This window comes from Mesorhizobium sp. P3_A10 (assembly GCF_056403175.1).
In genome coordinates this window covers 57,820-81,961 of record NZ_JBFUFZ010000008.1, presented here as the reverse complement: position 1 = coordinate 81,961, position 24,142 = coordinate 57,820, and the positions used below count along the sequence as shown (strand labels likewise).

General features: G+C 63.6%; 22 protein-coding genes and 3 pseudogenes. 15 read left to right on the top strand and 10 right to left on the bottom strand.

Features of this window, described 5'->3' with window-relative positions; genetic code table 11:
* The first annotated feature begins 170 nt into the window (after positions 1–170).
* The 5 genes from AC1DXU_RS26155 to AC1DXU_RS26135 all read left to right on the top strand — a co-directional run bounded on the left by AC1DXU_RS26155 (position 171) and on the right by AC1DXU_RS26135 (position 4,503).
* The gene (locus AC1DXU_RS26155) at positions 171–1,058 is read left to right on the top strand and encodes a sugar phosphate isomerase/epimerase family protein (RefSeq protein ID WP_477318861.1); all 888 of its coding nucleotides are present in this window, start codon (positions 171–173) and stop codon (positions 1,056–1,058) included.
* Between the two features lie 58 nt (positions 1,059–1,116).
* Positions 1,117–2,286: a mandelate racemase/muconate lactonizing enzyme family protein gene (locus AC1DXU_RS26150; protein WP_477373634.1), complete on the top strand. Its 1,170-nt coding sequence runs from the start codon at positions 1,117–1,119 to the stop codon at positions 2,284–2,286.
* 2 nt (positions 2,287–2,288) lie between these two features.
* A complete protein-coding gene (locus AC1DXU_RS26145) occupies positions 2,289–3,005 on the top strand; it encodes a FadR/GntR family transcriptional regulator (protein WP_477373876.1) in 717 nt (238 codons plus the stop codon).
* An 88-nt stretch (positions 3,006–3,093) separates the two neighbouring features.
* Positions 3,094–4,074 (top strand): hydroxyacid dehydrogenase, encoded by a 981-nt coding sequence (locus tag AC1DXU_RS26140; protein WP_477373632.1) that lies wholly within the window; start codon positions 3,094–3,096, stop codon positions 4,072–4,074.
* Between the two features lie 42 nt (positions 4,075–4,116).
* Positions 4,117–4,503 (top strand): hypothetical protein, encoded by a 387-nt coding sequence (locus tag AC1DXU_RS26135; protein ID WP_477373630.1) that lies wholly within the window; start codon positions 4,117–4,119, stop codon positions 4,501–4,503.
* Between the two features lie 8 nt (positions 4,504–4,511).
* On the opposite strand, the gene AC1DXU_RS26130 is transcribed toward AC1DXU_RS26135, so the two are convergent.
* Positions 4,512–5,807 (bottom strand): amidase, encoded by a 1,296-nt coding sequence (locus AC1DXU_RS26130; RefSeq protein WP_477373628.1) that lies wholly within the window; start codon positions 5,805–5,807, stop codon positions 4,512–4,514.
* A gap of 121 nt (positions 5,808–5,928) precedes the next feature.
* Here AC1DXU_RS26130 and AC1DXU_RS26125 point away from each other — a divergent pair.
* A pseudogene (locus AC1DXU_RS26125) lies at positions 5,929–6,274 on the top strand (GFA family protein).
* A 50-nt stretch (positions 6,275–6,324) separates the two neighbouring features.
* Here AC1DXU_RS26125 and AC1DXU_RS26120 read toward each other — a convergent pair.
* From AC1DXU_RS26120 to AC1DXU_RS26085, 8 genes and pseudogenes are all read right to left on the bottom strand, one after another.
* Positions 6,325–6,672 (bottom strand): annotated as a pseudogene (locus tag AC1DXU_RS26120) (ATP-binding cassette domain-containing protein); the annotation flags it as partial.
* A gap of 51 nt (positions 6,673–6,723) precedes the next feature.
* On the bottom strand, positions 6,724–7,164 hold the full coding sequence (locus tag AC1DXU_RS26115; RefSeq protein WP_455857618.1) for a hypothetical protein: 441 nt from the start codon (positions 7,162–7,164) through the stop codon (positions 6,724–6,726).
* Positions 7,161–8,249 carry an ABC transporter ATP-binding protein gene (locus AC1DXU_RS26110; protein WP_477373626.1) on the bottom strand — a complete coding sequence of 363 codons (1,089 nt, stop codon included), beginning with the start codon at positions 8,247–8,249 and terminating at the stop codon, positions 7,161–7,163. The genes AC1DXU_RS26115 and AC1DXU_RS26110 overlap by 4 nt, the downstream gene beginning before the upstream one ends.
* A 1-nt stretch (position 8,250) precedes the next feature.
* Complete coding sequence (locus AC1DXU_RS26105) at positions 8,251–9,189, bottom strand: carbohydrate ABC transporter permease (protein WP_023728572.1); 939 nt, start codon at positions 9,187–9,189, stop codon at positions 8,251–8,253.
* 3 nt (positions 9,190–9,192) lie between these two features.
* The gene (locus tag AC1DXU_RS26100; protein ID WP_477373624.1) at positions 9,193–10,149 is read right to left on the bottom strand and encodes a carbohydrate ABC transporter permease; all 957 of its coding nucleotides are present in this window, start codon (positions 10,147–10,149) and stop codon (positions 9,193–9,195) included.
* A 184-nt stretch (positions 10,150–10,333) separates the two neighbouring features.
* Positions 10,334–11,758, bottom strand: coding sequence for an ABC transporter substrate-binding protein (locus AC1DXU_RS26095; RefSeq protein WP_477373622.1), 1,425 nt, complete (start codon positions 11,756–11,758; stop codon positions 10,334–10,336).
* Between the two features lie 45 nt (positions 11,759–11,803).
* Positions 11,804–12,916, bottom strand: coding sequence for an ABC transporter ATP-binding protein (locus tag AC1DXU_RS26090; RefSeq protein ID WP_477373620.1), 1,113 nt, complete (start codon positions 12,914–12,916; stop codon positions 11,804–11,806).
* 302 nt (positions 12,917–13,218) lie between these two features.
* Positions 13,219–13,902 (bottom strand): TetR/AcrR family transcriptional regulator, encoded by a 684-nt coding sequence (locus AC1DXU_RS26085; protein WP_477373618.1) that lies wholly within the window; start codon positions 13,900–13,902, stop codon positions 13,219–13,221.
* 109 nt (positions 13,903–14,011) lie between these two features.
* On the opposite strand from AC1DXU_RS26085, the gene AC1DXU_RS26080 reads away from it, so the two are divergent.
* From AC1DXU_RS26080 to AC1DXU_RS26070, 3 genes are read left to right on the top strand one after another with little or no spacing between them, the layout of a single operon-like run.
* A complete protein-coding gene (locus AC1DXU_RS26080; protein ID WP_477373616.1) occupies positions 14,012–15,208 on the top strand; it encodes a Tm-1-like ATP-binding domain-containing protein in 1,197 nt (398 codons plus the stop codon).
* Positions 15,209–15,219: 11 nt separating this feature from the next.
* Entirely contained in the window at positions 15,220–16,083 is an 864-nt protein-coding gene (locus AC1DXU_RS26075) for a phosphoenolpyruvate hydrolase family protein (protein ID WP_477373614.1), read from the top strand.
* A 6-nt stretch (positions 16,084–16,089) separates the two neighbouring features.
* Entirely contained in the window at positions 16,090–16,509 is a 420-nt protein-coding gene (locus tag AC1DXU_RS26070; protein WP_477373612.1) for a cupin domain-containing protein, read from the top strand.
* 76 nt (positions 16,510–16,585) lie between these two features.
* Here the strand turns inward: AC1DXU_RS26070 and AC1DXU_RS26065 are convergent, their stop codons facing one another.
* Positions 16,586–17,773, bottom strand: coding sequence for a M24 family metallopeptidase (locus AC1DXU_RS26065; RefSeq protein WP_477373610.1), 1,188 nt, complete (start codon positions 17,771–17,773; stop codon positions 16,586–16,588).
* A 377-nt stretch (positions 17,774–18,150) separates the two neighbouring features.
* Between AC1DXU_RS26065 and AC1DXU_RS26060 the strand changes: the two are divergent.
* The 6 genes and pseudogenes from AC1DXU_RS26060 to AC1DXU_RS26035 all read left to right on the top strand — a co-directional run bounded on the left by AC1DXU_RS26060 (position 18,151) and on the right by AC1DXU_RS26035 (position 24,141).
* Positions 18,151–19,760 (top strand): annotated as a pseudogene (locus AC1DXU_RS26060) (ABC transporter substrate-binding protein).
* A gap of 272 nt (positions 19,761–20,032) precedes the next feature.
* Complete coding sequence (locus tag AC1DXU_RS26055) at positions 20,033–21,019, top strand: ABC transporter permease (protein ID WP_477373608.1); 987 nt, start codon at positions 20,033–20,035, stop codon at positions 21,017–21,019.
* On the top strand, positions 21,016–21,846 hold the full coding sequence (locus AC1DXU_RS26050; protein ID WP_477373606.1) for an ABC transporter permease: 831 nt from the start codon (positions 21,016–21,018) through the stop codon (positions 21,844–21,846). Before AC1DXU_RS26055 ends, AC1DXU_RS26050 begins: the two co-directional genes overlap by 4 nt.
* The gene (locus AC1DXU_RS26045) at positions 21,843–22,859 is read left to right on the top strand and encodes an ABC transporter ATP-binding protein (protein ID WP_477373605.1); all 1,017 of its coding nucleotides are present in this window, start codon (positions 21,843–21,845) and stop codon (positions 22,857–22,859) included. Before AC1DXU_RS26050 ends, AC1DXU_RS26045 begins: the two co-directional genes overlap by 4 nt.
* The gene (locus AC1DXU_RS26040; RefSeq protein ID WP_477373603.1) at positions 22,856–23,638 is read left to right on the top strand and encodes an ABC transporter ATP-binding protein; all 783 of its coding nucleotides are present in this window, start codon (positions 22,856–22,858) and stop codon (positions 23,636–23,638) included. Before AC1DXU_RS26045 ends, AC1DXU_RS26040 begins: the two co-directional genes overlap by 4 nt.
* Positions 23,635–24,141, top strand: coding sequence for an L-2-amino-thiazoline-4-carboxylic acid hydrolase (locus AC1DXU_RS26035; protein ID WP_477373601.1), 507 nt, complete (start codon positions 23,635–23,637; stop codon positions 24,139–24,141). Before AC1DXU_RS26040 ends, AC1DXU_RS26035 begins: the two co-directional genes overlap by 4 nt.
* Position 24,142: the final 1 nt, after the last annotated feature.

Below are 24,142 nucleotides of genomic sequence, written 5' to 3'. Positions count from 1 at the left end.
TAGCGCTTCTTGCCGTCCGCGGGAAATTGCTGTAGACCTCCATTCAGGCCCAATTGGTCGAACCAGTTTGAGAAAAATGACTGGAGCGCCTTGGGGAGGAAACTGGCCGCATGCTCCGGTGGGATGCGTCGCAGGCGAACTGGTACAGGCGAATCTGGGAAGGACAGACCATGCATCTTTCGACGCACAACTGGATGCGGGCGGAGCCGTTGGAAACGACGCTCAAGCGGATCAAGAAATTCGGCTACGAGTCGATCGAGATTTCCGGCGAACCCGAGCAGTACAAGACCAAGGAGACGCGCGCGCTGTTGAAGGAGCACGGCATTCGTTGCTGGGGCGCGGTGACGCTGATGCTGGGCGAGCGCAATCTTGCCGCCAAGAACCAGGGCCAGCGCGAGCGCTCGGTGCAGTACGTCAAGGACGTGCTGACCATGGTCAGCGAACTCGACGGCGAAATCATCACGCTGGTTCCCGCGACCGTCGGCAAGGTGGTGCCGGACGGCACCGAGGAAGAGGAGTGGAAGTGGGTGGTCGACGCCACCCGCGAATGCTTCACCCACGCCAAGAAGGTCGGCGTCAAGATTGCGGTCGAGCCGCTCAACCGCTTCGAGACCTATCTGTTCAACCGCGGCGCCCAGGCGCTGGCGCTCGCCGACGCGGTCAGCCCCGAATGCGGTGTCTGCCTCGACGCCTATCACATCCACATGGAAGAATTTAACGTCTATGACGCCATCCGCCAGGTCGGAAAACGCCTGTTCGACTTCCATGTCGCCGACAACAACCGCTTCGCCGCCGGCCTCGGCCAGATCGACTGGAAGAAGATTATCGCCACGCTGAAAGAGGTTGGCTATGACGGCGCGCTGACCAACGAATTCGTCGCCCCGGTCGACCGCACGCCGGCCGCGCCCTATCCCGACATGGTCGAACGCAATCCGGTCGACATTTCGCCGGAGCAACTCAAGTTCATCCAGGACCACGGCTCCAGCGTGCTGACGGAAAAATTCTACACCGACCAGATGCGCATCAACGCTGAAACGCTGCTGCCGCTGATCAAGTAGTCGATCCGTTTGGGAATGAGCCTTTCCGCCCCGACCGGCGGCAAGGCCGGGGATGAACATGCGCATCAGAAACGTCCAGGCCTGGTGGGTCCGCATACCGATCGAAGCCGCGAAGCAGCATCGCAGCGACTTCGGCCAGGTGGCAACGTTCGACGCCGCCATCCTGCGCATCGAGACCGATGACGGGCTGATCGGCTGGGGCGAAGGCAAGAACGCCGCCGGCAGTGCCGGCAGCTATGGCGCGCTCGTCCATATGCTGAACCACGAAGTCGGCCCGCAATTGATCGGCCGCGATCCCGCCGACATCGGCGTCATCTGGGAGATGCTCTACAATGGCGTGCGCCACGACAGCGCGGCGCGTGCCGGCCACGCCATGCCGCAACTGGCGCGCCGCGGCATGAGCGTTGCCGCCATCAGCGCCGTCGACATCGCGCTCTGGGATATACTGGGCAAATCGCTCGGGGTTCCGGTCTGGCAGCTGCTCGGCGGCCGCAAGCTCGACCGCATGCAGGCCTACGCGTCCGGTGGCTGGGCCGCCGCCGACACCATCGGCGAGCAGTTGAAATCCTACATCGCCAAGGGCGGCTTCAAGGCGTTGAAGATGCGCATCGGCGCCATGGATGGCGCCCCGCATATTTCCGCAGCCCGCGTGCGTGCGGCGAGAGCAGCGCTTGGCCCCGATGTCGACCTGATGGTCGATGCGCATGGCACCTACACGGTGGCCGAAGCCAAGCGCTTCATCCATCTCGCCGCCGATCTCGATCTCGCCTGGTTCGAGGAGCCGGTCATCGCCGACGACAAATCGGGCATGGCCGAAGTGCGCGCCTGCGGCTCTGTTCCGATCGCCACCGGCGAAAGCGAGGCGACGCGCTATGCCTTCCGCGACCTCGCAATGCTGAAATCCGCCGACATTTTCCAGCCGGATCCCGCCTTTTGCGGCGGCATCAGCGAAGCCATGAAGATCGGCACCATTGCCAGCGCCTTCAATCTGCGCTTCGCGCCGCATTTATGGGCAGGCGCGCCTTGCTTCTTTGCCGGGCTGCATGTCTGCGCCGCTTCGCCGGCGAGCTTCACCGTCGAATATTCGCTCGGCGCCAACCCGATGATCCATGATCTTATCGAAGAGACTGTCGAAGCAAAGGACGGTATGATAGCGATCCCCGAGAAACCTGGGCTGGGATTCACCATTTCGGAGCGGTTTCTGGAGGCGCACGCGCAACGCTGTTGACGATGAAAGAAAAGAACCTTCTCGCCGAACTCGCCGCCTATCTCTTCTCCCATTCGGACAAGGAGACGGGCCGCACGCCGTCGGAGCGCGAACTGGCGGAGCACTTCGGCGTCAGCCGCGGCCAGATCCGCGAGGCGCTGGCCATTCTCGAAGCCATGCGCATCGTCGAGCGCCGTGCCAAATCCGGCATCTACATCGACACCAAGCAGGCCAGCGTGGAAGCCATGGCGCTTTTCGCCCGCGCCGGCCTGCCGCTTGACCCGATCCAGATCTACGAGACGGTCGAACTGCGCAAGATCCACGAGATCAAGGCAGCCGAACTGGCCTGCTCGCGCGCCACCGAGGAGAATTTCGAGCGGCTGCGCGAGATCCTGAAGGCCTCGGAGGATCGCATTGCCGCCGGCGAAGGCCTGGCCAAGGAAGACCGCGAGTTTCATCTAGAGATCGTGCGGGCGACCAAGAACAGCGTTTTCCACAATGTCTGCAGCGTCTACTACATGATGGGCGAGCTGCGCCTGCCGATCTATTTCAACGATCCCGAGCGCAGCCTGCGCTCGCATGCCGAGCACATCCAGATTTTCGAGGCGCTGCTGCGCCGCGACGGCAATCTCGCCCAGGCGCTGATGAGCGCCCATCTGCAAGGCGCGGAGAGCTACTGGAAGGGCCTGATCGAAGGCCGCGAGGCAGACCCGCAAAGTCCGGCGCTCGAAAAAGCCTAGGCAATTCCAGGAAAAGTGTGAAACGGTTTTCCCGGGGAAGCGCGCAGCGCTGTCCCTGGGGAATTGCTGCTAGACAACCGGGAGCCCTATGCCAAAAATCCTGTCGACGCACACGCTGCATCCGCGCGCCGCTGCCATGCTGGTGGGCGCCGGCGAGCTCGTCATCGCTTCCAATGTCGATGCAGCCACGCTGGCCGCCGAGGCGAGGGACGCCGATATCGTCATCGTCCGCGCGCATCTGCCGCCTGCCCTTTTCGAGGGCGCAACGAAGCTGCGGGCGGCCATCCGCCACGGCGCCGGGCTCGACATGATCCCGATGGAAGCGGCCACCGCCGCCGGCGTGCTGGTGGCCAACGTGCCGGCGGTCAATGCGCGTTCGGTCGCCGAGCACGTGATGTTCGCGGCGCTGGCACTCTCGCGCCGCTTCCGCGTGGTCGATCGCGATCTGCGCGCAAAAGGCTGGCTAGCCGGCCGCGAGCACGCCAATGCCAACAGCGAACTCGCCGGCAAGACCATCGGCATTGTCGGCCTTGGCGCCGTCGGCCAGGCAGTCGGCCATATCGCCGCGCACGGCTTCGACCTCAATGTGGTGGCGACGACGCGCAGCCTGCAGCCTGCGCCCGAAAGGGTCGGCTTCCTGTCGATCGACGCGCTGGTCGAGCAGAGCGACATCATCGTTTTATGCTGCCCGCTGACGCCGGAGACGCGCGGCCTGATCAGCCGCGAGCGCATCGCCCGCATGAAACCGCATACGCTGCTGATCAACGTCTCGCGCGGCCCGGTGATCGACGACGATGCGCTGATCGAGGCTTTGCAACAGGGCCGCATCGGCGGTGCAGCGCTTGACGTCTTTGCGACGCAGCCGTTGCCTCCAGGGCACCCCTATTTCGGCTTCGACAACGTCATCATCACTCCGCACATGGCCGGCATTACCGAGGAATCGATGATGCGCATGGGCGTCGGCGCGGCCGGTGAAACCTTGCTGGTGCTGGCCAACAAACTGCCGGTCAATCTGCGCAATCCCGAAGTGCTCGAGCACTACCGCAAGCGGTTTCCGGCAGGCGTCTGAACGCGCCTCAATTTTCTCGAATTCGCTAGCGACCTTGGCGCCATGTCGAAGATCGTCGCATCAACCCTCATGGCCGTCAGTTTCTGCATCGCAGCGGCGCAGGCTCATGCCGATGGGTTGAGCGGCTATGTGCCCGGCGACAACGGCCTGCGTTGCGTTGTGGCGCCTTGCCCGTCCACCAGCGCGCTCGACCTCGCCACCGGCATGGTCGTCAAGGGCGTGTGGGTCGATATCGACGGCCTGCCGCAGCAGGACAAGGCGCTCGACCTCCCCGACAAGCTCTATGCCGGCAAGCTCGTTGTCGCGGGTACGATCGAGAACCGGCCGCAGAGCTTCAACGGCAAGCAGTACAGCCTGCCGACATTGGTCGTGACCGGTATCGAACGCACAGCCAAGGACAGCGAACGCAAACACTGCTCGTCACGCTGATACGCCGGTCAGCGGCCAAGCCGCCGCTCGACTTCGGCCGCGATACTCAGCAGATCCTGGTCATGGCCGCTGCGCGCGACCAGCATCAACCCGGCAGGCAATTTCATGTCAGGCATCGGCAGCGAGATAGCGCAGAGATCGAACTGGTTGGCGACCTGTGTGTTGCGCAACAGCAGGCCTTCCGCCTTGTTGCGCAGCGCTTCGTCGCTGGCCATTGTGGCGATCAACGGCGCGACGATCGGCACGGTCGGCAGAGCGAGCACATCGATCGACGCCAGACGCTCGGTCATGGCAGCAGCGAGTTCGCCACGACGGCGGATGGTCCTGATATAGACCGATGCGGGAATGGCGAGCGCCCGAGAAAGCGGCCCGCTGACATGCGGGTCCACCGGCACCGATGCACCCACGGATAGCCAGTTCGCATGAACCTCCGCGCCTTCCATCGACGCGATCGAGGCGCGTTTGGTCGCTGCGCGCATCTCGGCAATCAGATCGTCGATCGGCAGGTCGACGACACGCGCGCCGCTTTGGTCCAGCGCACGAATGCATCGCTCGAAGCCTGCCGCGACCTCCAGTTCCGTGTCTTCGAACAGAACGCCGCGCGGGATGCCGATGCGAAGCCCGGCAAGTGAGAGCGGCAACAGCGCCGGCATCTCCCCGCCAGCCATCGCCGCGTCTGCAGCAGCGCATTGGGCGACGGTTCGGGCAAGCGGCCCGATCGAATCCAACGTAGCCGACAGTGGATAGGCGCCGGTGAGCGGCACGCGCCGTGCCGTCGGCTTGAAGCCGACGACGCCGTTCAGCGACGCCGGGATGCGCACCGAGCCGCCGGTATCGGACCCGATAGCGACGTCGCAAGTGCCCTCGCCTACGGACACGCCGGCGCCGGATGACGACCCGCCCGGAATCCGGCTGGCATCCATCGCATTGCCGGGCGTGCCGTAATGCTGGTTGTCGCCGATCGCGGTGAAGGCGAATTCGGTCATGTTGGTCTTGCCGAGGACCACAGCGCCTGCCTGCCGCAACCGGCTGACGACAGTGGCGTCGCGCAAGGCGGGCGCGGTGTTCCTCAGCATCAGCGAGCCGGCCGTGGTTGGCTCGCCGGCGACATCGAACAGGTCCTTGATCGAGACAATTGTTCCGTCGAGCGGTCCAAGCGGCACGCCAATCCTGCGCCGCGCATCGGCGGCATCCGCCGCTGCGCGGGCGGCTTCGGCATAGATCTTGGTGAACACGCGTTCTTCACCAGCACGAGCAGCAAGGCGGGCGAGGATCATTTCGAGGTGGTCACGAACTGACTGCATTTCGGTGTCGGACTCCGGACGCCTTGAACGTCTTAAGGGGGTGCGGCCAGTGCATGGCTTTGCCGAGACTTAACCCGGCGCAGGCGGTTTTGCACCCCTGCCTGACGGAAGGAGGAAGCCGATGCTCTACAAAGGCAGCTGTCATTGCGGCAAGGTCGCCTTCGAGTTCAAAGCCGAGCTGCGTGAGGCCGTGCGGTGCAATTGCTCGATCTGCTTGCGCAAGGGCGCGCTTCTATGCGCCATCCCGCATGACAGTCTCACAGTCCTGGCCTGGGGCGACGATCTCGGCACTTACACATTCGGCAATCATGCGATGGCGCATCGCTTCTGCCGCACCTGCGGCATCCATCCTTTTGCCGAGGATGCGCGCAGGCAGCGAACGCAGCGCCTACATCAACGTCAACTGCGTCGCCGATCTCGATCCGTCCACCTTGTCGATTTTCGACTTCGACGGGCGTGCCGTCTGAGCCGGGCGGTGGCTGCGTGATCCTGCTGATCAACGAGACGCCTTACACCACTTGTCGCCCATCGACATCGCCTCGATCTGGTCGTGGGTGACGAACAGGAAGGTGGCGCCGAGTTGTATCTGCAGGTTCTTCAATTCAGTGCGCAGCGCCTCACGCAATTTGGCGTCGAGCGCCGACAGCGGCTCGTCCATCAGGAACACGCGCGGCTTGCGCACGATTGCGCGACCAATGGAGACGCGCTGCATCTCGCCGCCTGAGAGACGGTCGGTCTTGCGGTCGAGCAGATGCTCGATGCGCAAGGTCCTGGCGGCACGGTCGACGCGGTCCTTGATCTCGGCGTCGGGTCCTCCGGTCAAGCCGGAGGATGACGGCGTGACAGTTGAGAGGGCGACGCACACCGACCGGCGCGGACCGGCGCGAGCGACCTGCAGTATAGCGTCAGCTGCTGATCATCGCGCTGTCTTGTTGAGAGCGGTGACGACCAGCGCGAGAATCACCGCCGCGGCGGCGATTTCCCACACGAAAGCCTGCTTGTAGAAAGGCGGCGTGGCGAGCTGCGCCTTGCCGGCGAGAGTGTTGGGGTCCGGTGGATTGAGGAAGAAGACGCCGTAGAGATGCGCCGCCGTGATCGAAACCAGCAGCGCAATACAGAAGACCAGCGCCACGACCAGCGCTACGGTCACCACACTGCGCACCTTGACGCCCGGCTGGGCCAACGGCAGCAGGTTGTTGATGAGTCCGGCAAGCACCACGAGACCGCTGCCGACCGCGTACAGGCCGATGGAAAAGGGTTGGAAGATCAGCACCAGCGCCATGACGCCGAGGCCAATGATGAAGACCTCGAGGCGGAACGCGCCGGCGCGGCTCATGCCGGAAGAACGGTCGCTCATGACCGCACCGCCTTTCCGGCGCCATCGAAGACATGGGTTTGCCTGGGATCGGGGCGTAGATTCAGCACCTCGCCGACTTTGACCCGCTGGCTTCTCGTCACCACGACGCGGATGTCGGCGCCTGCCGCCGTGCGGGCATGAATAAGGGTTTCGGCGCCCATGGGCTCGATGAGCTCGGCCCGGGCAGAAATGGTGCCACGGTCCCCCGTATCGGTCGCGGTGAAGGCGCGGGGCCGGACACCGATCGTCACCTTGCCGGGCTGCAGGCGCGCGACCGCCGCGTCCGTGCGGATCGCCAGACTAATGCCGGCCACGGTCATGTCCGCCGTGCCATCGGCGAAGGTCTTGAGGTCGGCCCCGAGAAGATTCATCTGCGGCGTGCCGATGAAGCTCGCCACGAAAGCATTGGCGGGCTTGGCAAATACCTCGTGCGGTGAGCCGACTTGCTCGATCAGGCCGTCCTTCATGATGGCGATGCGGTTGGCCATGGTGAGCGCTTCGAGCTGGTCATGGGTCACGATCACGGTCGCTTTGGAGAGGCCCTGCAGCACTTCCTTGATCTGGCCACGCATGGTCTGGCGCAGTTCGACATCGAGACGCGACAAGGGCTCGTCGAAGAGGAAGCAATTGGGGTCGCGGACGATGGCGCGGGCCATGGCGGCGCGCTGCTTTTCGCCCTCGGATATCTGGTTCGGCAGCCGGTCGAGAACGTGCTCCAAGTGGAGGATCGCTGCGACGCGGTTGACGCGGGCAGTCCGCTCAGCCCCGGAAATGCCGTCATGATAGAGCGGGAAGGCGATGTTCTCGGCGATCGATGCCGACGGGTAGAGCGCGTAGAACTGGAACACCATGGCGATGTCGCGCTTTTCGGGCGGCAGGTTGTTCATCACCTTGCCGGCGACGACGACCTCGCCGTCAGTGACGCTTTCCAGCCCGGCGATGACGCGCAAGGTCGTCGTCTTGCCACAGCCGGACGGGCCGAGAAGGCAGACGACCTCACCGGCGGCCACCGACAGGTCAACGTCCTTGACCGCGGTGAAGGAGCCGAAGCGCTTTGTGACTTTGCGGAGTTCGATGGTTGACATCTCAGCGCTTCACCGTGCCGAAGGTAACGCCGCGCAACAGATGGTTTTGCAAGAAGAAGGTGACCAGGAAGACTGGGACGAGGAACAGGGTTTCGATGGCGGCAAGCAAAGTCCAGTCGGTGCCGCGTCCACCCGACGACACGGCCTGGTTCATGGCGACCGGGACCGTCCTCGTGTCGGGCCCCGAGAGCAACAGGGCGAAGAGGAACTCGTTCCAGGTGAGGATCAGGCCGAACACGAACGTGGCGGCGAGCCCGGCAATGACCTGGGGCAGGCAAATCTTGAAGAACACCCGCATTCCGGACGATCCGTCGAGGCGGGCGGCATCCTCGACGTCTGGCGACAATTCATCGAAGAAGCTCTTCATCATCCAGATGGTGAAGGCCAGGTTGAAGGCGGTGTAGAGCATGATGATGCCGAGATACGAGCCCGACAGGCCCACTACGCGGAACATCAGGATCACCGGAATGATCACCACAATCGCCGGCAGCATGCGCGTGGTCAGGATGATGAACAGGTAGGTGTCATTGCCTTTCAGCGGATAGCGCGAGAAGCCGAAGGCCGCCAGGGTGCCGATGACCAGCGCCAGCAGCACCGACGCCGAGGCGATGAAGATCGAGTTGAAGAAATAACGGTCGAATCCTGTCGCTTCCGGGGCACCGCCCGACGTCATCGAGCGGGAAAAAACGGACCCAAAATTTTCGAGCGTGGGCTTGAACACAAAATGGTCCGGAATCAAGCCGAACAGCGACGTGGGCGACAGCGTCGGAGGCACCAGGAGCGCGTCGCCCTGCGGTTTGAAGGCGGTGAATATGATGAACAGCACCGGCAGAAAATAGATAAAGGCGACGACGGCAACGGCGAGCGTCCGCCCCCAGCCGGCCTCGTCTACTCCGCTGGCTCTGCGGAAGCCGAGCTTTCCCAATATCGATTCGGTCACGGGTTAGGCTCCCTGCGTACGGCGGTTTGCGAGGTACAGGTAGAGGTTGGTGAGAACGATCACCATGAACAGCATCAGATAGGAGATCGCGGCGCCCTCACTCGTCTTGTTCTGCTCGTTGGCGATGCGGATCAAGTGATAGGAGATCGTCAGTGTGTCGTTGCCGCCCTTGGTGAGGAGGATGACGAGATCCGCCAGCTTGAATGCCTCGATGGTGCGGAAGAGAAGGGCCAACATCAGAAGGCCGCGGATGTAGGGGAAGGTGATCATCCAGAATTGCCGCCAGCTGGAAATACGGTCGATGGCAGCGGCCTCGTAAAGGTATTTCGGCACCGAGACGAGGCCCGCCAGCACAAGGAGCATGACGAAGGGCGACCACATCCATGCGTCGGCGAAAACGATTCCCGCCACGGCACCGACTTTGTTGCTCATCAGGATGAACTGGTTGCCGGAGATGGAATTGATGACGTAGCTGAGAATCCCGAATGTCGGGTCATAGTAGTAGGTGAAGAACACGCCAGAGGCGACAACCGAAAGCATCATCGGTGTCAGCACCAGGATCAACAAATACTTGCGCAGCGGAAATTGCTTAGCGAACAGGATGGCCAGCAGAAAGCCGACGATCATCTGCGCGGAGACGGTGAACACGACGAACATGGCGGTATTGATCAGCGCGCCCCAAGTCGCGTGAGCAGCGAGATCGTTGGTAAGGATCCGGACGTAGTTCCCGAGTCCGACGAAGCGGATCGTCTGCTGGTTTGCCTGGTAAGCGAAGAACGAAAGGCCCAGCGACCACAGCAGGGGAAAGATATTCATCACAAACAGAACGGCGATTGCCGGAGCGACCAGCAAGGCGCCGAAGTAGTGGCGGCGATACGCGTTGACGGTAAATGCGGCCGCGACCAACGCCGCCATGGCGCCCACCACCCAGAAGGAGACAGCCGCCGGCAAGCCCGCCATTGATATGGCCGACACGACGACAGCGACAGCGATGGCGAGTTTCCAGTTATGGGCAACAACCGCGGTAAGGCGTGGTGTCAGCAGCGTGCTTGAAACAGCGGTCATGGGAGTCCGAAATATGGAGCGCCTGAAGTGGCAATGACGGGGAGCGGCTTTGGCCGCTCCCCGCAGCTATGTCGGAAGGTTACTGGATAAGGCCATCGTTCTTGAGGAGGTCCTCCTGGAACTTGGCGATGTTATCCATGGTGGTCTTGGCGTCCTGCTTGCCAGTGATGGCCAGGTCGTACTGGTCCTGCTGCTGGGTGAGCAGTTCGAAGAACTGCGGCACGTGCCACATGTCCTTCTGCCAGTCGAGCGAGTTCGCCCAGGCGCGGTCCCACGGACGATAGGTCACATACTTCGGATCACTGTAGACCGACTTGATCGCGGACTGGCCGCCGCCGGCCGCGAACTGGTGCTGGATATCAGGCGAGAGCCACCACTTCACGAAGCCCACCGCTTCCTTGATTTGCTCAGGCGTCGTCCAGGTGGTGAGAACGAAAGGCTGCCCGCCGATCTGTGACGTACGATTCACCTTGCCGTCGGGGCCGCGCAGGCCTGGCGCCATTCCGAACACCAGCTTGTCGGCAACCTTCGACGTCTTGGGATCGAGCGAGGCTTCGCCGAGACCGATCCAGTCGATGTTCATGGCCACCTTGCCTTCACGGAACAACTGGTCCGAGACGAAGATGTCCATGGTGCCGGTCTTGACCACCGGCGGCATGTACTTCAGCAATTTGAGGAAATGCTCCATGCCCTCGATGGACTTCGGGGAGTTTACGACGCCTTCGGCATGTCCGGTCGGGGCCTTGGTTTCATCCCAGATGCCGCCGCCATGCTGCCAGACGAACGAGTGGACCGAGCTCGTCGAGAAGTCGTAGCCTTTGCCTGCCTGATAGGCGATGCCGTAGAAATCGTCATCCAGCACCTGGCCGGCGAGCTTGTCGCCCTTCTTGCGCTGGAAGAATTCGCCAACATGCTCGAACGTGTTCCAGTCCATGGCGTCGATTTCTTCGCCGGTGCAGGGCAGCTTCTCATTGTACTTCGCCTTGAAGGCGGCCTGCTCGTCGGCGTTGCAGAGCACGTCCTTGCGGCCGTAGGTGACCAGCACGTCCGGGAACTGCGGGAAGCCGTAGTAGTTCGGCGTGCTGTTGGGATAGGTCGAGTAGGCGTTGAGCACGGCGGGATGCATCGACTCCATCGTCGCCTTGAGTTCCGGGTCGGCATCGATGAGATCGTTGATCTTGCGGAAGTAGCCGCCTTCGACGAAGGCGCCCAGCCACTGCGAGTCCGACACGATGAAGTTGTACTTCTTTTCGCCCGAGGTCAACGAGGCGTTGACGCGGGTGTAGAAATCCGGCCACGGAATGAAGTCCACATCGAGCTTCACGGTATTGCCAGACTTGGGCTTGTACTGCTCGTCGAAGAACTTCTTCATAATGCGGGTCGGGGGCCAATCCGGCACCGCCATCGTCAACGTCACTTCTTCGGCAGAGGCATAGGTCAGGCCTCCCACCAGTAGCGTGGCAGCGAAGCTTGCGGCTGTCGCTAGTCCTTTCACTTTGGTCATCGCGTTTCCTCCCTTGGTTAACCGGATTGCTTCTCGCCGTTCGCGTCAGGTCATTGCCTGGCCGCTCGCGGCGCGGAAGACGTGGATTTTCCTGTTATCGATGGCGATCGATGCCGAATCGCCGGTCCGGATGCTGGCGGCGATCGCTTCCGGCAGCACCATGCGCAACATCTCGCCGCCGGCCACGACCGAGACGATCGTGATGTCGCCGAGCGGTTCGACCAGATGCACCTTCGAGGCAACCCCGGCTTCGCCCTTGGCGGCGAGCCGAATGTCGCTCGGGCGAATGCCGATCAGCGCGGCCTCGCCGGCATCGGCAGTTTTTGGCGCCGTCGCCGGAACCAGAGTCCCTAGCGGCGTGTCGAAAGACCTGGTGTCGGCGCGCACCGAGGCCGTGAACAGATTCATGTGAGGCGAGCCGATCTTGCTGGCGACATAGGTATTGATCGGCTGCTCGTAAAGCTCGTCCGGCGTGCCGATCTGAACGATGCCGCCATCGCGCATGACGGCGATCGCCTCGCCCATCGAGAGAGCCTCGAGCTCGTCGGGCGTGGCATAGATCACGGTCATGCCGAACTGGCGGTGCAGCCGCTTCAGCTCGGCGCGCGTCTCGTGCCGAAGCTTGGCGTCGAGATTGGTGAGCGGCTCATCGAGGAGAAGAATCTTTGGCCGGCGGATCAGGGAGCGGCCGAGCGCGACGCGCTGCTGCTCTCCGCCGGACAGGGTTGCCGGCTTGGCCTTCAGGCGGTGTGTCAGCTTCAGGATCTCGGCGGTCTCTTTCACCCGCTTGTCGATCTCGCCGCGCGCGGCTTTCTCCTCGCGCAGCGGATAGGCGAGATTGTCATAGACCGTGAGGTGGGGGTAAAGCGCGAAAGACTGGAAGACCATCGAGATGCCGCGGCCGGCGATCGGCGCATGGGTCATGTCGCGGCCGTCAATCTCAAGCGTGCCGGAGTCGGCCTGGACGAGGCCGGCGATAGTGCGCAGCGTCGTCGTCTTGCCAACCGAGCTCGGCCCGAAGAGTACGAAGAAGCGGCCTTCGTCGACGGCGAAGCTCAGGTCGTTGATGGCGCGCACGGATCCATAGGCCTTGCTGAGCCCATCGAGGCGCAGCGCAATCCCCTTGCCGGCACTGGCGCGAGGCGACGTCTGCGTCACGATGCGCCACCTCGTGCGGACGGAACACGCGCCATCCGTATGATCCTCCTCGCCCTGCCGAAATGGACTGCGGCTGTCATTCCCGATCCGCCTTTTCTTTCCTAATCTGGTATTACCAATTTGAGAGGCCCGTCAAGCGCTTTCTTGAAATTCGCCGTCACCAAAATAAGCTGAAAACGTCCGCTATATGTTCGTATTTCCTTCATTTTTGGCAGTTCTCCACCTTCATCCCGTTCGCAAAACGCCAATCCCCAAAATTACTGAAATCGCCGACCTTCAAATCTGGTCGAACCAGATTGACGCTATTTCGCTGATGCCGCCGGCGCGATGACTTCTCCTTCGGTCACGGATTCCGCCACGGCGGCGCGCACCAGCGCGCCGGCCGCCCATTGCGCCACCGACCGCATCTTGCGGCTGTCCAGCCCCCATATGTCCTTCAGCACGATGAGCACCTCGACACCGAAAATCATCGACAGCGCTTGCGCCAGGCGCTTGAATTCGCGCGGCGGCAACCGATCCTTGAGCGGTGCGATCGCGTCCTTCAGCAGATCGACGCGATGGCCGCGTGTGAAAGCTGGCTCGCCGCCCAGCGTGCCTGCCTGCCGGCGCGCCCACTGGTCGAGCGACAGCTTCAGCGCCGCCTTGAACGTCGCCTCGAAAGCCTCGATGCGCGGCATGGCGGTGTCGAACAATTCGGCCACCCGGCGCTCGGGATCGGTCGATGCGGATTGCCAGGTGAGGATGGGACCGAGCCCCTCGTCGACCACCGCCTGCACCAAAGCTGCCTGGCTCGGAAAATACCGATAGGCGGTGGCGCGGGAAACCTGCGCGGCCTCCGCGACTTCGCTGACCGAAGGGGTGACGCCAGCCTGCATCAGCCTTGTTGCCGTCTCCAGCATCAACCGTTTTGTGCGCGCACGGGGCCCACGCTCGGCGACCTGGTCAACCTCGTCGTTCACCGCAGCTTGTTGACGTGAGACATCCATGTCAATACGATACGCGCGTCTCAAAAAATTGCAATGGCCTTCGCTTTCCGAAGGGCGAGGCAAAAGAGCCGGCGACAATTTCGAGAGCAGTGACGACCGGGGAAACGCCATGAAGCGCATCTATGTGGTGGGCACTGCCGACACCAAGGGCGAGGAACTCGCCTTCCTGGCCGACGCAATCACGGCGGCCGGTGCGGCCGTTGTCCGCGTCGATGTCGGCACGCGCAGTGCGACCGTTTCGGTCGACATCGCGGCCAGTGAGGTCGCCGCCCACCATCCCGCTGGCCGCGACGCTGCGCTAGGGACAGATGACCGCGGCACCGCGGTCGCCGCAATGGGCGTCGCCTTCGCCCGGTTTGTCCAGTCGCGCGATGACATTGCCGGCGTGATCGGCCTTGGCGGCGGCGGCGGCACCTCGATCATCACAGCGGGCATGCGCGCACTGCCACTCGGCCTGCCCAAGATCATGATCTCGACACTCGCCTCCGGCGACACCGCACCCTATGTCGATGTCTCCGACATCGTCATGATGCCGGCGGTGACCGACATGGCCGGCTTGAATCGGCTGTCGCGTGTCGTGCTGCACAATGCCGCCCAGGCGATATCGGGCATGGCGGCGAAACCGGCGCCGCCGCCCGACGGCAAACCGTCGATCGGCCTCACCATGTTCGGCGTCACCACGCCTTGCGTGACGGCCATCGCCGACCAGTTGCGCTCGACCTATGACTGCATGGTCTTCCATGCCACCGGCACCGGCGGTCGTTCGATGGAAAAGCTCGCCGACAGCGGTCTTTTGTCCGGCGTCATCGACATCACCACCACCGAAGTCTGCGATCTCCTCTTCGGCGGCGTGCTGCCGGCGACCGACGACCGTTTTGGCGCCGTCGCCCGCACCGGACTACCCTATGTCGGTTCGGTCGGCGCGCTCGACATGGTCAATTTCTGGGCGCCGCCGACCGTCCCGGAAAAATATCGCGGACGCCTGTTCTACGAGCACAATCCGAACGTGACGCTGATGCGCACCACAGCGGAAGAAAACCGCGCCATCGGCGAATGGATCGGCACGAGGCTGAGCCTTTGCGATGGTCCCGTGCGCTTCCTCATCCCCGAAAAGGGCGTCTCGGCACTCGACATCGAAGGCGGCGCCTTCTTCGACCCGCAAGCTGATGCCGCTTTGTTCGACGCCATCGAGCGCACGATCAAGCCAACCGCCACCCGCCGCGTGACGCGCTTGCCGCTGCACATCAACGACCCCGAATTCGCCAAGGCTGCGGTCGCCGCCTTCCTCGACATTGCCAGACAGTGAGATCCCCGGACATGGCCGCCATACCGCGCAAGAAAATCCTGGAAAAATTCCGCAAGATGATCGCCGACGGCGTGCCGATTGTCGGCGGCGGCGCCGGCACCGGCCTGTCGGCCAAGGCCGAGGAGGCCGGCGGCATCGACCTCATCATCATCTACAATTCCGGCCGCTACCGCATGGCCGGGCGCGGCTCGGCCGCCGGCCTGCTCGCCTATGGCAACGCCAACGAGATCGTCAAGGAGATGGCCTATGAGGTGCTGCCGGTGGTCAGGAAGACGCCGGTGCTGGCCGGCGTCAACGGCACCGATCCCTTCGTCATCATGCCGCTGCTTCTCGCCGAGCTGAAGACAATGGGCTTTTCCGGCGTGCAGAACTTTCCGACCATCGGCCTGTTCGACGGCCAGATGCGGCAGAGCTTCGAGGAGACCGGCATGGGCTTCGGCCTCGAGGTCGATATGATTGCCGAGGCGCACAAGCTCGACCTCTTGACCACGCCCTATGTGTTCAACCCCGAAGAGGCGCGCGCCATGACCAAGGCCGGCGCCGACATTGTCGTCGCCCATATGGGGGTGACCACCGGCGGCTCGATCGGCGCGACGTCGGCCAAGTCGCTCGACGACTGCGTGCAGGAAATCGACGCCATCGCCAATGCCGCCCGCTCGGTGCGTAAGGATGTCATCCTGCTTTGCCATGGCGGGCCGATCTCGATGCCAGACGACGCCCGCTACATTCTTGACCGCTGCAAGGGCCTGCACGGTTTTTATGGCGCGAGCTCTATGGAGCGCCTGCCGGCGGAAGCGGCAATCGCCAGACAGACCGCGGATTTCAAAGCCGTCACGCTTGGCGCCAGAACGACTGCAAAGAAAAAGAAGGGATGATGAGAGATGGCCGACAAGAGCAAGGTGTTTGTCTACCCTAGGGATGTCAGTGCCTTCGGCTTTGACTGGGGCCGGCTGGCGCTGACCGTCGCTCCCGAGGTGAACGGTGCGGAGCGCTTTTCCGGAGGGGTCGTCGACTTGCCCTCCGGCAAGGGCCACACGCGCCACAATCATCCTGGTGCTGAGGAAATCATCTTCGTCATCTCGGGCCATGGCGAGCAGATGGTCGAGGACGACAAGGGCAATCCGGTGGTAGCCAAGGTCGGTCCGGGCTGCACCATCTATGTGCCGGAAAGCCGCTTTCACTCGACGCTGAACACCGGCGATGGGCCTATGCAGCTATTCGTCGTCTATTCGCCGGCAGGGCCTGAACTGGTGCTGCGGGAGTTGCCGGATTTCAGGCTGATCCCGGTGGCGGGCAAGTGATGAACTTTCCTTCTCCCCGTTTTACGGGGAGAGGTGCCGGCAGGCGGATGAGGGGCGGCGCCGACTTTCGTTTTTGTCAAATCCCGCCCCTGTTCCATCCCCGCCCGCGATCCCCGAACATCACATAGCCGGTCTCGGTGACCGCCAGCGTGTCCTCCAGCTTGATGAAGCCGCGCGTCGGGCTAAGCATGGTCGTCTCGACCGACAGAACCATGTTGGTCTCCAGCGGCTTTGCCGCATAGGTGCCTTCATAGGTCACGGGGTGGTTGGTCATCAGGAACGGCGCCTCATGCGTGATCAGCCCCATGCCGTGGGCGAAAAAATCGGTGTAAGACGCGACCTTCGACGCCTTCAGAACGCTCTCGGCGTGGGAGATCATGTCGCCGCCCAGCGTGCCCGCTCTGACCTTGGAGAAGGCCGCCTGTTGTACCGTCTCGACCTCGGCCAGCAAATCTTCCAGTTCGGCATCCGGTTCGCCCAGAATGCCCATGCGGCAGAGGTCGCCAATATAGCCGTGATAATTGCCGCCGGAATCGATCGACAGCACCTCGCCCTGCTTCCACGCTTGCGGTGAGGCGGCGCGGTTGTGGCTGGCGCCCAGAGTCAGCAGGCAGTATTCGAAATGCGCGCCGCGATTGGTTTCTTCGCGCCGCAGCTGCTCGATGATCTCGGTCTTGGTCGTGCCTTCTCGCGCCCAGCCGATCGTCGCCAGCATGGAATCGGTGATCAGTTCGGAGGCGGTGCGCAGCTTCTCCAGCTCCGCGTCGGTCTTTATGGCGCGCATGCTCTCCAGCATGGCGGTTGCGTCGATCAGCTTGGCGTCCGGCAGCGCCTTGCGGATCAGCGTGTAGGCATCCGACGGCAGAAAACCCGGCTCGATGCCGATGCGGGCGCCCGCCTTGCCGATTTTCGTCAGGTGTTGGACGGCGAGATTGGCGGCGTCGAGTGTGCCCCAGCAGGCGGCGTGCAGCGTCGGCGTCCAGAACGGGTTGTTCTGGTGCTCCGCGCCCTCCATGCGGTTGCCGATATAGGCGGCGTGGTCCAGCCCGCCCTTCTCGTAGACGACGACAGGCAGATAGCGGCTGTGGCCGATCGCATCCATGGCGGCGAAGAAGATGAACTTGTAGCCGCCGAGCAGATACTGCGTGTTGTGCTTGGACGTCGCGAGCAGCACGTCGATGCCCGCCTCCTCCATCAGCCGGTCGACCCTGGCGTGGTCGAACGGGATGTTGCTGACGGCAGTCTTGCCCGGGGCGACGTTCATCTCTCTCTCCCTGAATTCACCAGCCGGTCGGTCGGATCGCCGGCTGTTTTGGTCGTGATGTTCTGGCTGTCGGCCAAATCTGCACCATCTTGCCCGGTCTGGTCCAGCCAGAAACGGGTTGTGAGGGCTCGAAAGCTTAAACCGTCAGCGCCGCCAGCTGCTTCTAGCCAAATCTGGTCTTACCAGATCGGGCGCATTGAGCCGCCCGCCGAAAACTGGTCCAGCGGATGGAATTTTCAAAGCCACATGAAGATGCGCCAATTCCGTCTCTGGCGAAACCCTCGGCATGGCCCATAATCTCGGCCGCATGGATGCTCGCGAGCGTCCAAGGGATATTGGCGCACCCGGCCGGGTCGCGGAGAGGACGGAGTTCGATCATGTCAGATTTCACCATTTCCAGACGCACGATGCTTGCCGGATCAGCCTTGCTGCTGGCCTCTACCGCCATGCCGACGATAGGCTGGACGCAGACGCCGAAAAAGGGCGGACGGCTGGTGCTTGCCGCCGATTCCGAGCCGCGCAACCTCAACCCGGCAATCGTCGCCTCCAACGGCGTCTTCTTCATCTCCAGCAAGATCGTCGAAACGCTGGCCGAGGCCTCCTTCGACGGCAAGGACGGGCTGGAACCGCGGCTGGCGCTCAGTTGGGAAGGTGCGGCCGACGGCCTGTCGGTGACCTTCAAATTGCGCGACGGCGTCAAATGGCATGACGGCAAGCCCTTCACCTCCGCCGACGTCGCCTTCTCGGCGCTGCAGATCTGGAAGCCGCTGCAGAACCTTGGCCGCACCGTGTTCAAAGATCTCGCCGCCGTCGACACGCCGGATGAGCTGACCGCGGTGTTCAAATTCGCCAAGCCGACGCCGTTCCAGCTGATCCGCAACGCCCTGCCGGCGCTGTCGAGCGTGGTGCCGAAGCATATCTATGAGACCGGCGATATCGCCACCAACCCGGCCAACAATGCGCCGGTCGGCACCGGCCCGTTCAAATTCGCCGAATACAAGGCCGGCGAATATTACCGGCTGGCCAGGAACCCCGACTACTGGGGCAAGGATGAACCCTATCTCGACGAAATCATCTATCAGGTGCTGCCGGACCGCACCTCGGCGGCAAGCGCGCTCGAAGCCGGAGAAATCCAGCTCGCCGCCTTTTCCGCGGTGCCCTTGGCCGACCTCGACCGCATCTCCAAGGTGCCCGGTCTCAAGGTGATCACCAAGGGTTACGAAGGCCTGACTTACCAGCTGGTCGTCGAGATCAACCATCGCCGCAAGGAACTGGCCGATGTGAAAGTGCGGCAGGCGATTGCGCACGCCATCGACAAGGATTTCGTCGTCAAGACCGGTTCCTTGGCTATGCCGCGACGGCCACCGGCCCGGTGCCGAAGAACGATCCGCAGTTCTACATCGCCGACGTGCCGACCTATGCCTTCGACGTCGCCAAGGCCAACGCTCTGCTCGACGAGGCCGGTTACAAAAAGGGCGCCGACGGCAAGCGTTTTTCTCTGAAGCTCTTGCCCGCGCCCTATTTCAACGAGACCAAGCAGTTCGGCGACTATCTGCGCCAGGCGCTGGCCGCCATCGGCATCGATGCGCAGCTGGTCAACAACGACTCGCCCGCGCACATCAAGGCCGTCTACACCGACCACGCCTTCGACCTCGCGGTCGGCCCGCCGGTGTTCCGCGGCGACCCGGCGATCTCGACCACCATCCTGGTGCAAAGCGGCATTCCCGACGGCGTGCCCTTCTCCAACCAGGGCGGCTACAAGAACGACGAACTCGATGCCCTCATCACCAAGGCCTCCGAGACGCTCGACACATCGGCTCGCACCGAGCTCTACAAGGAGTTCCAGAAAAAGGTCGCCGCCGACCTGCCGCTGATCAACGTCGCCGAATGGAGTTTCATCAGCGTCGCCAAGGACACGGTAGGGAACATAGCCGACAACCCGCGCTGGGCTGTGTCGAACTGGGCGGACACGTATTTGGCGGGCTAGCACGATCCGCACGGGATGCTTGCGCATCGTTTAGGCGAGTGCTCAGCTTCGGCGATGAGCGTTCCTTCGCGCCCCCCTCTGTCCTGCCGGACATCTCCCCCGCGAGGGGGGAGATCGGCTGTCATGGTCGCCTTCGCAAATCGCCAACGTCGCAGGATGGAGCGCCGCGCTGAAACTGCCAATCTCCCTCCTTGTGGGGGAGATGTCCGGCAGGACAGAGGGGGGCGCCGTAGAGCTCGACTCTCGATGTTTGGCGCGAGCGCCGTTTCCCCATGACCCGCGCCCTCGCCCTCATCCGCCGTCGTCTCGTCGGCAGCATCTTCGTGCTGGCGATCGTCATCATCGGCACCTTCCTGCTGCTGGAACTGGCCCCCGGCGACGCGGTCGACGCCTATATCGTTTCGACCGGTGGCGACGCCGGCATGATCGAATTGCTGCGCCATCGCTGGGGCCTCGACCAGTCGGAGCTCACGCGACTGGCCAACTATCTCTGGGCACTGCTGCATCTCGACCTCGGCCAGTCGGTGACGTTCTCCAGGCCGATCCGCGACGTCATCCTCGAACGCCTGCCCAACACGCTGCTTCTGATGGGCAGCGCCACCGCGCTGTCCTTTGGGCTGGGCTCGGCGCTCGGCATCTATGCCGGCGCCAGACCCGGCAGTTTTCGCGACCGTTTTCTGTCGATCGGCTCGCTGGCGCTCTATGCCGTGCCGGGTTTTTGGCTCGGACTGGTGCTGATCGTCGTCTTTGCTGTCGACCTGCGCTGGTTTCCGATCGGTGGCATCGAGAGCATCGCCTCAAGCAAGACCGGGCTTGCCCGCGCCGCCGATATCGCCGGGCACCTCGTCCTGCCGGTGGCCGCGCTCGGCTTCATCTATCTGGCGCTCTTTCTGCGCATGATGCGCGCCGGCATGGCCGAAGTCTGGCGGCAGGATTTTGTCCTGGCCGCTCGCGCCAAGGGGCTGTCGCGCCGCCGCATCGTGCTCGCCCACGTCGCCCGCAACGCGCTGTTGCCGCTGGTCACCATGCTCGGCCTGCAATCGGCGCAGATGCTCGGCGGCAGCGTCGTCATCGAAAGCGTCTTTGCCGTGCCCGGTCTTGGCAGGCTGGCGCAGGAAGCAGTGGCCGGGCGCGATACCCCGTTGTTGCTTGGCATTATTCTCGTCAGCGCCGTGCTGGTCATCGTCATCAATCTGCTCGTCGACATCGCCTATGCCGTCCTCGATCCGCGCGTCGGCGCCAGCGAGGCCGGTGCATGAGCCCGCTCCGCCGCTTTCTGCGCACCCCGGAGGCCGTCGCCGGCGCCATCATCCTGGCCGCACTGTTTGCCATGGCGCTGTCGGCGTCGCTGTTCTTTCCCGGTGATCCGCAAGCCATTGCCGGACCGGCACTGCTGCCGCCGCTCCAGGACTGGTCGCTGCCGCTCGGCACCGACCGGCTCGGCCGCGACGTGCTGGCCGAGCTTTTCCACGGTGCCCGTACTTCATTGGCGGTCGGGTTGGCGGCGGCTACCGCAGCGTTGGCCATTGGCGCTGTTGTCGGCACGCTGGCCGGCTTTGCCGGCGGTCTCGTCGACGAGGTGCTGATGCGCATCACCGACGCTTTCCAGACCGTGCCGAGCTTCCTGCTGGCTCTGGCCTTCGTCAGCGTCGTCGGCCCGTCGCTCGGCGTCGTCGTCGTGGCCATTGCGCTCGGTGCCTGGACCGGACCGGCGCGTGTCGCGCGCGCCGAAGTGCTGTCGATCCGCGAGCGCGACTATGTCGCCGGCGCCCGCGTCATCGGCATGCATCCGCTGGAGATCGCCTTTCGCGAGGTGCTACCCAATGCGCTGCCACCAGTGCTGGCCTTGTCGTCGGTGATCGTCGCCGCCGCCATCCTCACCGAAGCAGCACTTTCATTCCTCGGCCTCGGCGACCCCAATCGCGTCACCTGGGGCGGCATGATCGCCGAAGGCCGAGCAGTGCTCCGCACCGCGCCCTTCCTGTCGATCATTCCGGGCATCGCGCTGGTGCTCACCGTGCTCGGTGTCTATCTCGCCGGCGAAGGCGTCGTCGAAACGGCCGCGGTGCGAAGGAGCCTGTCGTGACGGCGCTGCTTTCCATCCGAGACCTGACGGTGAGCTATCGGCGCGATGGTGCCGAGGTGGTGGCGCTGAAGACTATCAGCCTCGATGTCGCCGCCGGCGAGCGCCTTGCCATCATCGGCGAAAGCGGTTCGGGCAAGAGCACACTGGCGCTCGCCATTGCAGGGTTGTTGCCGGGGTCAGCCGTGATTGGCGGACGCATCGACTGGTTCTTGCGACAGCCGCGAACGTTTGGCGCCAAGGCACCCCCCTCTGTCCTGCCGGACATCTCCCCCTCAAGGGGGGAGATCACGCACCCATCCCCGTTTTCGCCAATCACCAGCATTGGAGGAATAGCGCCCTCGGCAAAGCTGCCGATCTCCCCCCTAAAGGGGGAGATGTCCGGCAGGACAGAGGGGGGCGCCGTAGAGCGCCAATCTTTTCAACTTCGCGGCGAAGTGCCCCTCCCCGGCCGCGACATCGGCTTCGTCTTCCAGGATCCCTCCGCCAGCCTCGATCCGGTGATGGCGGTCGGCAAACAGATCACCGAGGTCATGTACACTCATCTCGGCCTTGGCTGGCCGGACGCCTATGCGAAGGCCAGGACACTGCTCGAGCGTGTCCGCTTGCCCGATCCGGATGCCGCCATGCGCGCTTTTCCGCACCAGCTGTCCGGCGGCCAGAAGCAGCGCATGGCGATCGCCGCGGCGATCGCTGCCGGTCCGAAATTGCTCATCGCCGATGAGGCGACCAGCGCGCTGGACACCATCGTGCAGGCCGAGATCGCGGCACTGATCCGGCAATTGGTGGCCGAGGATGGCATGACGCTGCTGTTCATCAGCCATGACATCGCGCTGGCCGCCGACCTTGCCGAGCGCATTGCGGTGTTTCGGCACGGCGAACTGGTCGAGATCGGTGCGACGGCGCAGATCATCAACGCCCCGCGCCACACCTACACGCGTTCATTGCTGGATGCCCATCTCGGCCTCGATGCCGAGCCGCTGCTTGGCCGCGCGACTGTCAGGCTCCCGACATGAGCCTGCTGGCGGTTTCCAATCTTTCCAAGCGATATCGCGGCAGTGGCAAACCCGTCGCCGCGGTCGATGACGTCTCCTTTCAGATAGAGCCCGGTGAGACACTGGCGCTGGCCGGGCCTTCCGGCAGCGGCAAGTCGACCATTGCAAGGCTGGTGCTGCGATTGATCGAACCCGATGCCGGTCACATCGAATTCGAGGATAGCAATTTCCTGGCCTTGAACGGAGCTGCCTTGCGCGCCCGGCGCGCGCGCCTGCAGATGGTGTTCCAGGATCCGCTCGCCGCCTTCAACCCGCGCGCCACCGTGGCGCGGGTGATCGACGATCCCTTGCGCATCCACGGCATCGCCTCCCGCGCCGAGCGCCCGCGCCGCATCGCCGCTCTGCTGGAGCGCGTCGGCCTGACCGCCGACCTCGCGCCGCGCGCCATCCATGAAATCTCCGGCGGCCAGCGCCAGCGCGTCGCCATCGCCCGCGCCATCGCGACAAAGCCGTCGCTGATCGTGCTCGATGAAGCCGTGTCGGCGCTCGACGTTTCGGTGCGCGGACAGATCCTGGAATTGCTGCTCGACCTGCAGCGCGAGGAACGTATCGCCTATCTGTTCATTTCGCATGATCTCGGCGTTGTCAGAGCCATTGCCCATCGCATCGTCATTCTCGACGCCGGCCGCGTTGCCGAAATTGGCGACGCGCGTGCCGTGATCGACGCGCCGCAATCGGCGATCGGCAAAGCGCTGGTGGCGGCAGCCCCGAAATTGAAGAGAAGCCAGGACGCATCATGACCGACTTCGAAGCCAGAGCCGAGAACCTGTCGCGCGAACTCGACTCCGCTTTCCGTAACCGGGCCGATCTCTATCGGCTGTTCCTTGATGAACTGACGGCAGAACTTGGTGCCGAAAGGGCCGAGGCGGTCATGATTCGCACCATCGAACAGCGCGGCCGCGAAGTCGCTGCCGTAGCCTTCGCCGGCTTCGGCCCCAACGACGCCCGCGCCATCGGCGAGGCATTTCTCGCCGTCAGCCCGGATGGCGGCCGCATGTATCCGACCGATGTCGAACGCAGCGACGAGCGCATTGCCTTCAAGGTCAAGCGCTGCCCGCTGAAGGATGCCTGGGTCGAGGCCGGTGTTGGCGACGAAAAACTCGCCACGCTCTGCCGCATCGCCGGCGCCTTCGACCGAGGCCTGTTCGAGGCGACCGGCGTGCGCTTCGACAATGTCACCTGGACGCCGGGCCATGGCTCCGGCTGCTGCCATATCGCGCTAACGAACCGGGATGTCGGCTAGA

Coding starts and splice junctions, on each gene's coding strand:
- AC1DXU_RS26155 (WP_477318861.1), top strand. CDS start 171: ATGCATCTTTCGACGCACAACTGGATGCGGGCGGAGCCGTTGGAAACG.
- AC1DXU_RS26150 (WP_477373634.1), top strand. CDS start 1,117: ATGCGCATCAGAAACGTCCAGGCCTGGTGGGTCCGCATACCGATCGAA.
- AC1DXU_RS26145 (WP_477373876.1), top strand. CDS start 2,289: ATGAAAGAAAAGAACCTTCTCGCCGAACTCGCCGCCTATCTCTTCTCC.
- AC1DXU_RS26140 (WP_477373632.1), top strand. CDS start 3,094: ATGCCAAAAATCCTGTCGACGCACACGCTGCATCCGCGCGCCGCTGCC.
- AC1DXU_RS26135 (WP_477373630.1), top strand. CDS start 4,117: ATGTCGAAGATCGTCGCATCAACCCTCATGGCCGTCAGTTTCTGCATC.
- AC1DXU_RS26130 (WP_477373628.1), bottom strand. CDS start 5,807: ATGCAGTCAGTTCGTGACCACCTCGAAATGATCCTCGCCCGCCTTGCT.
- AC1DXU_RS26115 (WP_455857618.1), bottom strand. CDS start 7,164: ATGAGCGACCGTTCTTCCGGCATGAGCCGCGCCGGCGCGTTCCGCCTC.
- AC1DXU_RS26110 (WP_477373626.1), bottom strand. CDS start 8,249: ATGTCAACCATCGAACTCCGCAAAGTCACAAAGCGCTTCGGCTCCTTC.
- AC1DXU_RS26100 (WP_477373624.1), bottom strand. CDS start 10,149: ATGGCGGGCTTGCCGGCGGCTGTCTCCTTCTGGGTGGTGGGCGCCATG.
- AC1DXU_RS26095 (WP_477373622.1), bottom strand. CDS start 11,758: ATGACCAAAGTGAAAGGACTAGCGACAGCCGCAAGCTTCGCTGCCACG.
- AC1DXU_RS26085 (WP_477373618.1), bottom strand. CDS start 13,902: ATGGATGTCTCACGTCAACAAGCTGCGGTGAACGACGAGGTTGACCAG.
- AC1DXU_RS26080 (WP_477373616.1), top strand. CDS start 14,012: ATGAAGCGCATCTATGTGGTGGGCACTGCCGACACCAAGGGCGAGGAA.
- AC1DXU_RS26075 (WP_477373614.1), top strand. CDS start 15,220: ATGGCCGCCATACCGCGCAAGAAAATCCTGGAAAAATTCCGCAAGATG.
- AC1DXU_RS26070 (WP_477373612.1), top strand. CDS start 16,090: ATGGCCGACAAGAGCAAGGTGTTTGTCTACCCTAGGGATGTCAGTGCC.
- AC1DXU_RS26065 (WP_477373610.1), bottom strand. CDS start 17,773: ATGAACGTCGCCCCGGGCAAGACTGCCGTCAGCAACATCCCGTTCGAC.
- AC1DXU_RS26055 (WP_477373608.1), top strand. CDS start 20,033: ATGACCCGCGCCCTCGCCCTCATCCGCCGTCGTCTCGTCGGCAGCATC.
- AC1DXU_RS26050 (WP_477373606.1), top strand. CDS start 21,016: ATGAGCCCGCTCCGCCGCTTTCTGCGCACCCCGGAGGCCGTCGCCGGC.
- AC1DXU_RS26040 (WP_477373603.1), top strand. CDS start 22,856: ATGAGCCTGCTGGCGGTTTCCAATCTTTCCAAGCGATATCGCGGCAGT.
- AC1DXU_RS26035 (WP_477373601.1), top strand. CDS start 23,635: ATGACCGACTTCGAAGCCAGAGCCGAGAACCTGTCGCGCGAACTCGAC.